General features: G+C 43.8%; 16 protein-coding genes. 2 read left to right on the top strand and 14 right to left on the bottom strand.

The window, feature by feature from the left end; all coding sequences use genetic code 11:
- Nucleotides 1–53 precede the first annotated feature (53 nt).
- Nucleotides 54–662: a DedA family protein gene (locus tag MRBLPE1_RS14940; protein WP_364147323.1), complete on the bottom strand. Its 609-nt coding sequence runs from the start codon at nucleotides 660–662 to the stop codon at nucleotides 54–56.
- A gap of 168 nt (nucleotides 663–830) precedes the next feature.
- Here MRBLPE1_RS14940 and MRBLPE1_RS14935 point away from each other — a divergent pair, with 168 nt between their 5' ends.
- Together MRBLPE1_RS14935 and MRBLPE1_RS14930 are read left to right on the top strand one after the other, a co-directional pair.
- Nucleotides 831–1,280, top strand: a complete 450-nt coding sequence (locus MRBLPE1_RS14935) for a cupredoxin domain-containing protein (RefSeq protein ID WP_364146501.1) — start codon at nucleotides 831–833, stop codon at nucleotides 1,278–1,280.
- A gap of 80 nt (nucleotides 1,281–1,360) precedes the next feature.
- Complete coding sequence (locus MRBLPE1_RS14930) at nucleotides 1,361–1,672, top strand: dehydrogenase (RefSeq protein WP_364146499.1); 312 nt, start codon at nucleotides 1,361–1,363, stop codon at nucleotides 1,670–1,672.
- A gap of 59 nt (nucleotides 1,673–1,731) precedes the next feature.
- Here the strand turns inward: MRBLPE1_RS14930 and MRBLPE1_RS14925 are convergent, their stop codons facing one another.
- The 13 genes from MRBLPE1_RS14925 to MRBLPE1_RS14865 form a co-directional block, all read right to left on the bottom strand.
- Nucleotides 1,732–4,050 (bottom strand): YcdB/YcdC domain-containing protein, encoded by a 2,319-nt coding sequence (locus MRBLPE1_RS14925; RefSeq protein ID WP_364146498.1) that lies wholly within the window; start codon nucleotides 4,048–4,050, stop codon nucleotides 1,732–1,734.
- Nucleotides 4,051–4,212: 162 nt separating this feature from the next.
- Entirely contained in the window at nucleotides 4,213–4,398 is a 186-nt protein-coding gene (locus MRBLPE1_RS14920; RefSeq protein ID WP_364146497.1) for an H-type small acid-soluble spore protein, read from the bottom strand.
- Nucleotides 4,399–4,437: 39 nt separating this feature from the next.
- Nucleotides 4,438–4,620, bottom strand: a complete 183-nt coding sequence (locus MRBLPE1_RS14915) for a hypothetical protein (protein WP_364146495.1) — start codon at nucleotides 4,618–4,620, stop codon at nucleotides 4,438–4,440.
- Nucleotides 4,621–4,738: 118 nt separating this feature from the next.
- Nucleotides 4,739–6,163, bottom strand: coding sequence for a cardiolipin synthase (cls, locus tag MRBLPE1_RS14910; RefSeq protein ID WP_364146494.1), 1,425 nt, complete (start codon nucleotides 6,161–6,163; stop codon nucleotides 4,739–4,741).
- Between the two features lie 152 nt (nucleotides 6,164–6,315).
- On the bottom strand, nucleotides 6,316–7,287 hold the full coding sequence (locus MRBLPE1_RS14905; protein ID WP_364146492.1) for a glycosyltransferase family 2 protein: 972 nt from the start codon (nucleotides 7,285–7,287) through the stop codon (nucleotides 6,316–6,318).
- Entirely contained in the window at nucleotides 7,277–8,683 is a 1,407-nt protein-coding gene (locus MRBLPE1_RS14900; protein ID WP_364146491.1) for an undecaprenyl-phosphate glucose phosphotransferase, read from the bottom strand. Before MRBLPE1_RS14900 ends, MRBLPE1_RS14905 begins: the two co-directional genes overlap by 11 nt.
- A 97-nt stretch (nucleotides 8,684–8,780) precedes the next feature.
- On the bottom strand, nucleotides 8,781–9,725 hold the full coding sequence (locus tag MRBLPE1_RS14895; RefSeq protein ID WP_364146490.1) for a glycosyltransferase family 2 protein: 945 nt from the start codon (nucleotides 9,723–9,725) through the stop codon (nucleotides 8,781–8,783).
- 8 nt (nucleotides 9,726–9,733) lie between these two features.
- Entirely contained in the window at nucleotides 9,734–10,582 is an 849-nt protein-coding gene (rfbD, locus tag MRBLPE1_RS14890; protein WP_414698875.1) for a dTDP-4-dehydrorhamnose reductase, read from the bottom strand.
- A 1-nt stretch (nucleotide 10,583) separates the two neighbouring features.
- Nucleotides 10,584–11,606: a dTDP-glucose 4,6-dehydratase gene (gene rfbB / locus MRBLPE1_RS14885; protein WP_364146488.1), complete on the bottom strand. Its 1,023-nt coding sequence runs from the start codon at nucleotides 11,604–11,606 to the stop codon at nucleotides 10,584–10,586.
- Between the two features lie 9 nt (nucleotides 11,607–11,615).
- The gene (gene rfbC, locus MRBLPE1_RS14880; protein ID WP_364146487.1) at nucleotides 11,616–12,173 is read right to left on the bottom strand and encodes a dTDP-4-dehydrorhamnose 3,5-epimerase; all 558 of its coding nucleotides are present in this window, start codon (nucleotides 12,171–12,173) and stop codon (nucleotides 11,616–11,618) included.
- A 15-nt stretch (nucleotides 12,174–12,188) separates the two neighbouring features.
- Nucleotides 12,189–12,932: a sugar phosphate nucleotidyltransferase gene (locus MRBLPE1_RS14875; RefSeq protein ID WP_364146485.1), complete on the bottom strand. Its 744-nt coding sequence runs from the start codon at nucleotides 12,930–12,932 to the stop codon at nucleotides 12,189–12,191.
- Nucleotides 12,933–12,944: 12 nt separating this feature from the next.
- Nucleotides 12,945–13,463 (bottom strand): hypothetical protein, encoded by a 519-nt coding sequence (locus tag MRBLPE1_RS14870; RefSeq protein WP_364146483.1) that lies wholly within the window; start codon nucleotides 13,461–13,463, stop codon nucleotides 12,945–12,947.
- Entirely contained in the window at nucleotides 13,453–14,655 is a 1,203-nt protein-coding gene (locus MRBLPE1_RS14865) for an ArnT family glycosyltransferase (protein WP_364146481.1), read from the bottom strand. Before MRBLPE1_RS14865 ends, MRBLPE1_RS14870 begins: the two co-directional genes overlap by 11 nt.
- Nucleotides 14,656–14,683: the final 28 nt, after the last annotated feature.

The following is a 14,683-nucleotide window of genomic DNA, read 5'->3' as shown; positions in this document are numbered from 1 at the left end:
TCATCTTTTTATTTAAAGGCTGCTCAAAATAATAAGGATGCTTTCTTCGATCATTATACCGATTTGCGGCGCGAGCGTACAAATTTAAAGAGGACGTATACGATCATTAGCGCAATCGCGATTAAAATGGCAGGCTGAACATAAGGAGCCGCTTTTTCGTCGATTTTATCCCAATTCTCGCCAAGCGTGCTTCCTAAATACACGAACAAAATGGACCACGGCAGGGATGCCAGCGCCGTAAGAAGCGTAAATAAAGCAAAGTTCATGCGCGCCATGCCGGCAGGGATAGAAATAACCTGTCTCATGACGGGAACGAAGCGTGCCGTGAACACGATTCCCGCTCCGTACTTGATAAACCATTTTTCTGAAATATCGACATGTTTCTGTTTGATTTTGATATACTTCCCGTATTTCTCCACGATCGGTCTTCCGCCATAACGGCCAATCCAATATAAAATCCAGTTTTGTCCGATCGCTCCAAGCGTACCGAACAGAACGGCTCCCCAGAAGCTTATTTTACCTTGCGATACGAGGTAACCTCCAAAGCCCAATACGATTTCACTCGGAATAACCTCAATTAATAGTCCGATTAAAATACCGAAATACCCTAAGCTCTCCACCCATTGCAGCACGCCATCCAATAACTCATGAATAAAATCCATTCCCGTTCTCAATCCGCCTTCCTTAATAAAATATGGCTTTCTCTTGCAAACTCCTGCGCTGAAGCTATTCTAACATACGATAAGGACAGCCTTCCACTTTTGTCATGTGCTGACAAGCCCCGGCATAGACTAGCCTTAAATGATACGAATGGATGAGGTGAGCGTTTCATGGCCAAGGTTTTTATTGTGAGCAAAAGGCAGATTCAGTTGTTTATCGTTGTGGCCGTCTTAATCATTTTGACCGGTGTTTACTTAAGCTGGGACCGATCGCGGGAGGTTAATGCGCAGGCAGCAGAGCCGCGGATCTTCCAGCTTGTGACCGGAGAATACAGCACGAAAACCGACGACGGCAAGGAACTGGAGGTTTACCGCTGGGATCCCGGCACGATTGTCGTAAACAAAGGAGAGCCCGTCGAGCTTCACATTACCGGAGTGAACGGAAACAGCCATCCCTTCGTCGTTGAAGAGCTTGGCATCCGCGGCGAAGTGACCAAAGGAAAAACAACCATTGTCCGGTTCACCGCAGACAAAGCCGGGACTTATCCCATTGTATGCTTGACCCATACCGATATGCGTCACGGCGGTCCAATGGTCGGGTACATCATCGTCAACGATTAAGCGAACCAGCATCCCTTGAAATTGTGACCTACTCCTGCCTATCCGCATACATATGGGATAGAGAGAGGAGTCGGTTTAAAATGAAAGCAAACACTCCAAAGCATACTGCCGGCTATCCGACCGCCCGCAAAATTCGCAGAGCCTGCAGCAATGAATTATACCGCACCATCAAGCGGATGAAGATTTGGGTATCGAAGGACAAAATAGATCAGGCTGAGGCCGTTTATTTCAAAAAAGTGATTCTCAACCTGAAATGGATCGTCGAAAACGAGAGCAACCGCAAGGTGCAATCCGATTGGTGGGACGAAAACGTCAGCGCCGAAATTGCGGAGCTATGGGAAGTTGACCGGGACCAGCTGTGCGCTTCATTCCGGGAAGCATATGGAGGCTAAGCTGCTCGTAAAAAACCTGGCTGCCGGATGGGAAGCCAGGTTTTTTTGTGTTCGCGAGGCTAGATAAATTCGACATCTAGTTTGTCCTGCATATTAGCCAAACGAATCAGAATGATGCTGGCCTGTGCTTTTGTGACTGGGGCTTTGGGATTAAATTTACCGCCTGTTGGCGTAAGCAAACCCAATTTTATAGCGAGGGCAACCGCCCCTTTATTTTGAATCGAGGCCGCATCCTTGAGGGATGAAACGCTTTGATCCTTGACCATAAAGGATGAAAGCTTATCATATTCGAGCATTTGCATAAGCAGAAGCGCGAGCTGATCCCTCGTTAATATTTTTTCAACATCAATCTCCGTAATCGTTGATTCATCGGCCCAGCCTATCTCGTGAAATATCTCCAATGCCGAAAGGTACGGCGAATCCTCGTCTCCAAATTCCGATTCGTATGGATACTCATCGCCATACTCGTAATTAAGCCCTATACTGTCTATAACCATTGTCATCCATTCGCCGATGGTCAGTTCCGCATCGGGATGAAGAAGACCGCTTTCGTCCGCCTCCAGTATCCCAAATTCAACCATAACGTTCAGCTGTTTGCTCGCCCAATGCTTGTCAATATCGATCGGCGTTTTCTTGGTAATCTTGTCATCGGCTGCTTCCTCCGGAAAAGTCCGTTCCAGCTTCCCTGTTGTAGCATCGACGATATAATCTTCCAAAGAATTTTTTATTAACGGGTAATAAACGAGCGTTGCTTCGTTTGCCCGGCTTTCATCTTCTTCGTTGTTAATCGCGTTTAAATGGACATACATCAAATCTATGCCAAGCGCTCCGTTATAAGCCGACAATGCCTTCTCGTACGGAACGTTCAGCTTTATTCCGGCCAGCTTTTTCTCCAGTTCCTGAGAGTCAGCCATTGAACCGCTATAGTTCCATATGTCACCATTTCCATTAAATACCACTGAAATGTAGTTATCGAGCACGGGAGTATCTTTATAAAAATAGATAAATCTATAAGAATAGTAGGTCTGCCCATTTGATGTGAAAGTAGATTCTTTATTTTCGATTCGTAAGTACTTAGATGCGTCAGGATAATTCGCAAGCACCAGATCAATCGCTTTTTGCCTTGCTGCCTTCTCTGTGAGCAAAACCTCTTCAGGCTGGCTTGTTTCTGATTCATTGTAGGAAGGCATACCCCTGACTAGCTCAATAAGCTCGCCTGTATCGGCGTCAACGGCCGCACTAATACTATGCGGATATGAAGATTCGTCCACAAAAGTGGTCCAATTAAATTCCCATACCGCTCTCTCGGTACCTTTCCAGGCTTCATTCAGCTTACTTTGACCTCGTATCGTTTTTTCGGGAATGGAGAAATAACCGGTGACGACCGCGAGGGCTTCCTGCTCGTCCAAAGTCTCACCTGAATGCTGGTTAATCGTCGTGGCAGGAAGCAACGAAAAACCCTGATTAGAAGAATCTTTCGAAAAACTCCAATAGTCGACCGATTCACCTGTCTTCGCATCTATAAGCGGAAGTTCGTTAACCAATCTATACGCTAATCGGTAACGGTTTAATGCGATGTTATCAAAATCGTAGTCCTCGTCATATATGGGCATATAATAGAGCTCGAGTTCCGCTTCTTCTTTAAAATGCATGAAAGCCTGCTCTTCCGTTACCTTCTTATCTGGAGCAGGATAGTTAACCAGGCCTAGTTCGGCTTCATACGAAATGACTTCCCCGTTTCCGTTTACCGTAACCGCAACATATTCGCTATCGGTTAAATAACCGTTAACCTTAACTTCATACTCAAAGGAATAAAGAACAGGATAAAACAAGGAAGACTCAAAGCCATCGCCTTCGATTGAATACTCAATCAGCGCATTTTCTTTAATAGTCGGCACAGCTTTCATAATAAACTGCTTAGCGAGCTTACTTGCTTGTCCTTCCGTTACCTTTGTGGGGTAGCTGGCCTTCGCAAGGGCAGCGGCGGAATTATAATAACTCTCAATGTTTCCGTTACGCCCATTTACAGCCACACTAATTTCGGATTTTTTCGCTTGCGATTCAAACTGCCAAGTCATTCCCCATAAAGGATCTCCCGGCACTAAAATATCATTCTCAAGCATTGCATATGATAATTTTCCTTTTTTCAACTCCGGGAATTTTTCTAAAGCTATGCTGATCGCCTGCTCTTCTGAAAGTTCCGCCATATCCGCTGCCGCATGTTCTGCTTCTACCGGAGCCGCATTCTGTTCCGATGCCGCCGCATTTGCTGCCTGCCCCGGCATCAAGCCGTTCAGCAGCGCCAGCGAAAGCACTAACCCCATCACTCCTTTAAACCATCTGAACTCCCTAAAAACCAGTTCTCCCCCAAAACCCATGAAACCCATCGCCCTCTCTGAAATCCAGTACTTTCTTCCTACAAGCGCAACGATTGCCGCCATTCTTCATTTTAGGTTAAAATTTCATATTTTTCCATATAAAAAAGCCGAATAGACCATGCAGTGTGCATGGTCCATTCGGCTTTTCTACCTATTCCTGCCCTACTTATCGATTTCCTTCAAACGGTCTACGGACACGGTTTTCGTATTGACAGGGTTGTTGTTAACCATAACCGTCGCCATTCCATTCGCTTCATCAATATTTTCAATCCATACGGAATCCTCGTCCAGCATGACCGCAAAGGTCTGCTCCGATTCATAAATCTGCCTTGCGCGGGCTGTATCCAATAATAAGCACCTCCTTTGCATTTGTGAAACAGTGATTAGTTATTTTGATTCCTGTTCCATCGTGTCGGTCGTTGATTCGTCAATAAGGCCATTTTGGAGCGTGACATTGCCGCCGCCCAATCCTTCGTTTACCATTCTGTCGATATCCATAAAATAATCATCTCGGCCCTCATGCTTAGGTTCCGCCGCCGCTTGTTTCGGATCATTATTTGCTTCGTTCATCTTCATTTCCCTCCCCGGATTTTTGCAACTGCTTAACCAATCACTCGAAAGCCTTGACGGCTCCTTGTTTAAGCCATCTCAAAAAATATGCCCGAAAACGCGGATTAACATGCATCCGTTAGAGCAGCGGGGATAACATACGGAGCAAAGCCTCGGCCATCTTTTGACGATACGGCCGACGGATGAATTCCCTCGGGTCCAGCTCTCTGCTGTGCTTTAAATCCTCTATGAAATCGGCCTCCAGCCGTTTAATCGTTCCTTTGTCAAAAAGCACCGCATTCAGCTCAAAATTGCTGATCAAGCTTCGCATATCCACGTTTGCCGTCCCGACCGTTGCTAGCATTTGGTCAACGATCATCACTTTAGCGTGGATAAACCCTTTTTGATAACGATATACCTTCACGCCCGCATCCAGCATTTCCTGAATATATGACAAGGTTGCCAAGAGCACCAGCTTGGAATCGCCAATTCCAGGGATGATTAACCTCACATCGACGCCGCCGAGCGCAGCCGTCCTTAGCCCCATCATTAAGCTGGGATCAGGAATAAAATACGGCGTGGCAATATAAATTCTGGAGGATGCCGCATTGATCGCCGCAAACATCACCTCAACGATTTGATGATTATGCTGGCCCGGCTTGCTTGAAACAATCAGAACATGCTCATTCCCCTTGGCTGTATGCTTAGGCATATAGACCTGGCCAGACAGCTCCTCACTCGCCGCAAATGCCCAATCATTCATGAAAATTTCCTGTAAGTAGTATACGGAATCGCCCATGAGCTGCAGATGCGTATCCCGCCAAAATCCTAGCTTCTGGTTCTTTCCTAAATATTCGTCTCCAATATTAATGCCCCCGACGAAACCAACCTTACCGTCAACGACAACGATCTTGCGATGGTTGCGGTAATTTAGTTTTCTGTCGAATAAAGCAATCCGCGGCGGCAAAAAACAGCTTGTCTGCACGCCTGCGCGGCGCAGATCTTCAACATAGGCATCACTTAAATGCATGCTGCCTATTCCGTCGTAAACGACACGCACCTCAATGCCTTCCCTCGCTTTCCGCGTGAGCACCTCCAAAAATCGTTTGCCGACGTCATCATCCCTAATCGTATAATAGTCCATATGTATATGATGCTCAGCAAGCTCGAGCTGGCCAAGTATCGCTTCAAAGGTCTCATCGCCGTTCGTCAAGATCCGTGTTTCATTGTTGCGGGTGATCGGAAAGGGAACAAGGCCGGTAAGCATCGTATACAGCTTTTCTTGACTTATAAACTGTTCGCTTCCGAGCTGCTCCGCCGATATAGACTTCTCCGAAATTTCATTCGCGTAACGTACTGTCTCTTCCTTGAATCGTTCTATCCGTTTTCTTTTTACGTAATCTTTGCCGAGTATGAGATAAGCGATAAAACCGATGAACGGGCATGCAAAAGCGATTAAAAGCCATGCAGTCAGCTGTGCCGGACGCCGATGCTCCATAATAAAAACAGCGGCTATTTGCACAATATAAACGACAAGCGCCGAAGTGAGCAAAATGGACCACATCGTTCATTACACCTCGTTTCCTCCTAGCCAGACGTCCTGACAAGTGTCTCTAGTTTGAACGGGCGCATTGAAACGTATACTTCGTTAAATAAAAAAAGCCCCACTGAATTCATAAGAATCAGAAGGGCTTATAAGATGTGTTATGCGGATGCTTATTGCTTCATTGCAACTCCCGGGGATTGCTGCTCAATATGAGTCAGGATTAACCGATGCATACTTAGCCTTCTCGTAATAAATGCGGGAAGCAGTCGGTAATGCATGCCCAGCTTGTAACCAAGCAGCTTCGCGGCAGATTCCGCAGCAAGCTTCGGTATAAGCTTCCATTGACGGGTGAAGTGCAGTTCTTTCAGCTGCAGCTTAACAAGATTCGAACCTGCCTTGCCGACTGCGCTGTAAGGCGTAATCCAGGTATTGCAGCGCATGGAGATTCCGTTATCGAAATACCGTTTAAATTGCTCCGCAACGGAATAGTCATGGGAATGAAAAACAGCTGCCTCGGCGCAATAAGCTACCTGGTAGCCGCTCAAAATACATTTTGCTGACATAAATAAATCCTCGTTAAAAATAACCGGCTCCTGAAAACAGCCCATCGCTTCAAAAACCTCGCGCCGTATGGCCGAACAAACATTGGAGCAAAAAAACGTTTTTAGTCCAAGTCGATCCAGATCCTCATATGACTTTAATTGGGACTCAGCCGGATAGTTGTGCTGCCTAGCGAGACGCTCCAATTCATTCGCGTCTGCTCTCGGAAGCTGTCTGGCATACGCATAAACGGCCTTATCCTCAGTAAGGAGAGGCCTCGTCAGCTCCTCAATAAGCTTACCGTCATACGGCAGCGCATCTTGCGTCATAAACATCAAAATATCGCCCTTGGCTTGCTGCGCAGCCCTGTTGCGGGTACCGCCGTGATCAAACTCGCTTCGCGGAACATGGAGCACTCGTACGCCAGCCATACGCGCCAGCTCAGCCGTTCCGTCATCCGAGCAGGAATCTATAACGATTATTTCGTAAGGCTGGAGAGACTGCTGCTGCAGCCTCTTAATTAATTCATTTAGATCGGGTCCTGCATTTAATGTAGGAATAATAACGGAAACTCGGCAAGCTGCGTGGCTGTTAATAAGCATTTTTGTTAATCAGGCCCTTCAGAACCGTTTTGAAAATAATTTTGATATCAAAGAAAAACGTCCAGTTCTCGATATAGAAAATATCAAAAAGAATACGGTCTTTGATTGACGTATCGCCTCTTAGTCCGTTCGTTTGCGCCCAGCCGGTTATCCCAGGCCTGATCTGATGCTTGATCATGTACTTCGGAATTTCTTCTTTGAATTGATGCACGAAGTAGGGACGCTCTGGACGCGGTCCTACAACGCTCATATGTCCAAGCAGCACATTGAAAAACTGCGGAAGCTCATCTAGGCTCGTACGACGAAGGAAGCTGCCGAATTTGGTACGGCGCGGATCATTCTGAACCGTCCACTGCGTATCCGATACCGTATCCGTCGATACATGCATGGAGCGGAATTTAAACATATAAAAGCTCTTTCGGTCCAGTCCCATACGCTCCTGCTTGAATAAAATCGGACCGGGAGAAGTCAGCTTAAGACCTATAACGGCAAACAACATAATCGGCGAGGTAACGATGATCGCCGCTATTGAAAAAGCGATATCGAACCAACGTTTCAGTATGCGGTTGCTTAGTTCATCCAGCGGAATATCCCTCACGTTAATAAGCGGGATACCTGCAAAGTTATCAAAGAAAGGCCGCGCTGGCAGCAGATCAAAGAAATCCGGAATGATAAGCGTCTTTACGCCGGTTCGCTCGCACACTTCAATGATCTCGGCATATTTCGCGTGCGCATCGAGCGGCAGCGCAATGATGACTTCATCAATCGGTGCTTTCTCGAGCTTCATTCTTAAATCATTGATCATGCCGATAATCGGCTTCATATGCTGATGCTCCGGCGCATGCTCTGTTTGATAGTCGTCCAAAAAGCCGACTACCTCATAGCCGAGATCAGGATGCTGCTGCAAATTGCTATAAAAGCTGCGGCCAACGGAGCCGGCCCCGACAATAAGGACAAACCTTTTATTAAAGCCTTTGCGGCGGAAGGATGCGAGGATCGATTTCACCCCGTAACGGTACGCCGAAATCGCTATAAAATTCATGACGAAAAAGATCGCGAGAAATTCCCGGGAAATATGTACTTCTCGAGTGAAGAAAAACAAGCTAAGCAAGCCTAGAAAGCTTATCGTTTGAATTTGTAAGATTCGTAAAACTTCATAGGAGTAGTTTTTACGACGTTTAGGTGAGTAAAACTGAAAATAAAAGCCGACAAGCACAGCAGAGAAGGAATAGATCGTACCCCACAGCAGATAAGTAGAAAACGAAACGGAGTTGAAGCTGGGCAGCAGACCGCTATAAAATTTAAGCCAATACGCGGCCATAAATACGACCAATGTGCAAAATAAATCCGCCAACATATATAATTGTGTCAAAAATCGCTGGTTTTGCCTCAGCATTCGCCGATTCCACTCGCTTTCTCTTAAATTTCGACTCTATCTGCATTGTACCAAATATAGATCAAGAGGAGAACCCCATATTTTTCCATTTATAAATCTATTGAAGTGACCTGCTTCTATTTTTTTGTTTAATTTTTTTCTGAATCCATTGCCGTTTCCGCAGCATGCAAGGTAGAAAGCGCATAATAGCAGGCCAACATCGAAGTAATCCTGGTTCTCTTATAACGATATAACAAAGCTTCACAGCTTCAGATAAAAAAATAAGCGGTCCTATTACTAGGGTATGCCAACCAACTGGTTCGTTTTTTAACAGAGTAAAAAAACGATTTTGATAGGAATGCTGTCTCACGAACAGCGGAACGCTGCTGCGGCCGCCTTTCTTCCAGCCCCTATGATGCACTGCTTTTGCTGAAGGCAAATAATATGACGTCCAGCCAAGGGTCTGCGATCGCCAAGCTACATCAACATCTTCCTTATAAGCAAAAAATTGCTCATCAAAAAATTCGCCTTCGAATTCAATATCTCTAATCATTGCTGACCGGTATACTGCTGCGGCACCTGACACGCCAAATACAGCGGTTGGCATATTCCAATTTGCTGCCGGTTCCCCGGCACCAAGATCATATGCGTTTCTAGTTCGTTTCATCCCTAATCCCGCACTATCCATAACATCTTGATTAGATGCAAAAACAAGCTGGCCAGTTGCACTACCAACAGCTTTATCTTGTTCCATATAACTAATAATTTCAAATAAATAATTTGGATCAAGTGTTACATCCGGGTTTAATACGAGTACATAATCCGAACGGGTTTGACGAATAGCCTGGTTCTGGCCTCCGGCAAACCCGTTGTTCACTTCATTTGCTATGAATTGCACCTGCTCCGAGTAGGTCTTAACTCGCTCAGCCGTACCGTCTGTGGAAGCATTGTCAATTACGACAATGCTTTCAAGCGGAAAAGTTTGCTTCAAAACAGCCTGTAAGCAGCTCTCAATGTCGTCCGCGCTATTATAGGTTACGATACAAACACTTGCTGTTGGCATTTCCTTTATCACTCACTGTCTTTGAGATAGTGTTTTAATGCTTCTCGCCATGGCCGCAGCACGTTAAACCCATTACTTCGCATAGCAGAATGATCCATAACCGAATATGCTGGTCTAGGTGCTGGCCTAGGAAACTCAGCCGTGGTACAGGGCTCTAGTATAATCTTCGAACCACTTTCCTCGAATATTGCTTGGGCAAAATCATACCATGAACAGGTTCCACTGTTTGAAGCATGATAGATTCCGTAATAATCTGTGTGTACGAGCTCAAGTAAAAATTCCGCCAAATCATAGGTGTAGGTTGGCGACCCGATCTGATCTGCGACCACCTTAAGTTGGTCACGTTCCTCTGCCAATTTCAACATCGTCTTTACAAAATTGTTGCCGTATTTACCAAAAACCCATGATGTCCGTACGATGTAATATCGATCATACAGCGTCTGTACCAGCTGTTCGCCTGCAAATTTTGATTTCCCGTAGACAGTTAATGGATTAGTTTTGTCATATTCATTGTAAGGTGTTGTACCCGTACCATCAAAAACATAATCCGTACTAATATAACAAAGCTTCGCGCCTACCTCGCGCGCAGCAACGGCAACGTTGCGTGTGCCCGCCGCATTCACACGAAAAGCCTCGTCCGGTTCGGACTCGGCTTTATCGACTGCTGTATATGCTGCACAATGAATAACGACATCAGGCTGATGAAGCGCAAATAAATTACGGCATGCGGGTAGACTCGTAATATCTAATTCATGTCGGCCAAATCCAATGATTTCGGCTGTTCCTGTCGTCCACTCCGACAGTTCGCGTCCGAGCTGTCCATTCGCGCCTGTAATCACGATCTTCAATTTTGACATGTTATTCGTCAGCCTCCAGGCGATCCTTGTATTGAATATCATAATATTGCTGATATGCGCCAGAAGCTACCTGTTCCATCCATTCGGTGTTGCTAAGATACCAACGAATCGTTTCCTTGATTCCGTCTTCATAATTAAACTTCGGCTGCCAGCCTAGCTCATTGCGGATTTTGTCTGCATCGATTGCATAACGACGGTCATGTCCAAGGCGGTCCTTCACATAGGAAATAAGCGTCTCAGGCTTACCGAGCTCTTCCAGTATCGTACGGACAACCTGAAGATTGTTCCGTTCATTCCTTCCGCCTACGTTATACACTTCACCGTTGCGGCCTTTGTGAAGAACCAGGTCAATAGCGCTGCAGTGATCCTCTACATACAGCCAGTCACGCACATTTAAGCCATCACCGTAAACGGGAAGCGGTTTGTCTTGAAGCGCATTCTGAATCATTAATGGAATAAGCTTCTCCGGGAATTGATAAGGACCATAATTGTTGGAGCAGCGCGTAATATTGACATTCAGTCCAAACGTCTCATGATAGGCACGGACAAGCAAATCCGCACCTGCCTTGCTAGCCGAGTAAGGACTATTCGGAGCAATTGGCGTATCCTCGGTAAAAAGCCCGGTCTCGCCTAACGTACCGTACACCTCGTCGGTAGAAACCTGAACAAATTTGGTGACATCATATTGTTTTGTAAGGTCAAGAAGCGTTTGCGTACCCAGAATGTTTGTCTGCACGAAAATCTCTGGGTGTAAAATGCTACGATCAACATGCGATTCCGCCGCAAAGTTAATGACTGCATCGATGCCTTGTTGGAATAACGGCTCTATGTCGCTCCGCTTCGCTATGTCAGCTTTTACGAATGTGTAACTAGGATGCAGTTCAATCGTGCGCAGATTTTCAAGATTGCCTGCGTAAGTTAACGCATCTACATTGATAATCTCGTAGCTTGGATAGTTTTTAATCATATATAATACAAAATTGCTGCCGATAAAGCCGGCACCGCCGGTAATCAGTAATTTCACGAGTCCAACTCACCCTTCATATATAAAGTTGATTTCCGCGTCAGCCAGTACAGGATGCTTGGCATCCTTATCAGAAAGTATCGGATTTGTTGTCGACCAGTCAATCGCAAGCACGGGATCGTTCCAAGCAATCCCGCGGTCGTGTTCAGGAGAATAAAGCGCATCAACTTTATACTGGACTTCGCAATTCGGAACTAGTGTACAGAAGCCATGCGCAAAACCCTGAGGAACAAGTAACTGTCGTTTGTTAGACGCACTTAAAATGAAGCCTTGCCACTGTCCAAAAGTTGGCGACCCCGTGCGGATATCAACTACAACATCATAAATAGCACCTGAAGTTACTCGAACCAGCTTCGTTTGTGCTTTTGGTGATAATTGATAATGCATGCCCCGAAGTACTCCCGCCTCTACGGACAAGGAATGATTGTCTTGAATAAACGCATGTGTAATCCCAATTTCATGAGCGACTTGTTCATTATAACTTTCCATAAAAAAGCCACGATGATCGCCAAACACAGCAGGTTCAAGCAGTTTTACGTCCGGAAGCTTAGAAAGTAATATTTTCATATGTCACCTGTTCTATTATAATTTTAGTTTACCGAATTCCTCACCGAACGTAATGTCCTTCGAGAGTTCATTCGCCTTAGTCAATGAAGCATGAGTCCCCGCATCCGTCCACCAACCCTGTAGAATATCAAAGCTGAGTTCATTTGCTTTAATATATGCATTGTTCACATCCGTAATTTCGAGTTCGCCTCGACCCGATGGCTTGAGTGTCCTTACAATTTCAAAAACCCTGCTATCGTACATATATATACCTGTTACAGCGAAATTGCTCCTTGGTTGCTTAGGTTTCTCTTCAATAGAAACAATTTTTTCTCCATTCAATTCGGGCACACCGTAACGCTGAGGATCGTGAACCTCTTGAATAAGTATTTTAGCGCCAGAATTCTGCTTTTTAAAGTTGCTTACAAACGGAGCTATGCTATCTTCGAAAACATTATCACCCAAAATGACGACCATTTGATCGCCATTAACGAAGTTCTGAGCTAATCCTAGTGCTTGTGCAATACCTCCGGCCTCATCTTGAACTTTATATGTAAACGATACGCCGAACTCTGTACCGCTTCCAAGTAAATTGACAACATCGCCCATATGTTCTTTGCCGGTTACAATGAGAATGTCAATGATGTCAGATTCTTTAAGCTTCGCAATGGAGTGAAAGATCATTGGATACTTCCCGACTGGAAGTAAGTGTTTATTGGTAACTTTAGTCAGAGGAAAGAGTCGGGATCCTGTTCCTCCTGCAAGAATTATACCTTTCATTAAACTACTCCTTTATTTCGCATCTTTCTTAATGCTTATTTTTTTTATCATTACTTTTTGATTTAATTCCTCGGACGGATCTACACGTACACTAAGAACATCTGCGTCAATAAGATAAATATACTTACCTGTTGAGCTATTCAAAACAACGCTATTTTCCTCTGTGAAGTTTGAAGTCTCTTCCGTACTCCAAAATAATTGGAGCTTGTCTCGATTGGTTTCTAATTCAACACTAGTCATGACTGGACCTGCATGAAGCTCTAATTCCTTTGATACCATTGCAGGATCTTTTGACGTTGTAATATACTCTATTTCATTGTTGTGTTTTTCTTTAAAAGTAAGTCCACTCGTCTTCCAAAACTGTAAATTATCGATAAATAAATCTGAACTAATACTTTTCTGCTCAGTTTCAACTGTCCATTTTGTTTTCTGTTCATCTATTTTACTATTAAAAATATAACAGCTATACACAACCAATAGCACAGTACAAACAATTACGGCCCTATATACAACTAATACTTTATTGACCATTTCCAAATTTCCTTTCGTATTTTTTATAAAGGATTTGCAGTGCAAATGCGAAAAGGATGATTAAGAATGGCAATATCGGAAACAGATATCTAGGTAAAGGTAAATAGACTAAATGAACAAAAGTGTAGTAAATAGGTATGATAACCAAAACATGAATAGGTTTGATTGTTTTTATAACGGAAAAGACTGCTCCAATTAAACCACCTATCACGATCAAAATATGCATAGGAATTCGAATGTTTTGCATGAATAATGCAATAGTTCCATTTTCAACCCAAGGTTTTAACCACATTAAATTTATTTTCCCAAAAATAAACCAATTAACATAAACTTCAGTATTTAGCACTAAACCTTCTTCAAATTTCTCTACCGCCATTTCTTTCCACATCTCACTTCTAGTCAATTCATCTGGATTTAAAGCATATACTTTATCAAATGTTTCTAAGACGCCTATTAAATAAGGATGTACACCATATAATAAAGGGTTATTTCCTGAAGTAGCAAAAAGAACTGGAGCATCAAACAATATATAGTTCCTAATCCACCAAGGTGACATTACAACAATAAAAGGAAGCATAAAATAAACAATGCTCTTTACAACTATTTTCTTATTCGTACTAATAATTAGATAATAAGCAAAAAGTAACACAATGAGGTATGCAGGCGTTGCTCTAATTAATACACAAAAACCTAAAATTGCTCCGCTAGCAATAATATGAAATCTATTATTATTATTGAAACCTAGTAAAAACACATAAATAAATAATAGAAAAGTAAACATGAACAATACTTCTGTAAGCAAAAGGCCGTTAGCATATATGAAGCTAGGATAAATAGAGCAAAGCAGCGCAACAAACAAACTAAATAGCTTTTCCAAATACATTCTAGAAATGAGATAGCTGAGGAAGACTGCGCCAACGCTTAATATTGATTGAAAAACTAAATAATTAAAATAGTTCTCTCCGAATATATAATACACAAGTGAGAGAATTATTGGAAAACCAGGCGGTACAAACGCATTTGAGGTTGTAGAGTTATAACCATAGACACCCGTTTCCAACCACTGCTTCACCATACTATCATAGAACATTGCATCACCTTCAAGGTGAGAAAAGTCATACGCATTGATATAATATATTCTTAAAGCTAACGCAAAAACTAAAATAGCAACGATTGCAATATACTTTTTCATAGTACCTCCACCCTAGCTAGCTCAAGCA

It is taken from the genome of Paenibacillus sp. LPE1-1-1.1, from assembly GCF_040676435.1.
GTDB lineage: Bacteria > Bacillota > Bacilli > Paenibacillales > Paenibacillaceae > Pristimantibacillus.
The sequence above is the reverse complement of the archived record's forward strand: the minus strand, read 5'-3'. Positions and strand labels throughout refer to the sequence as shown.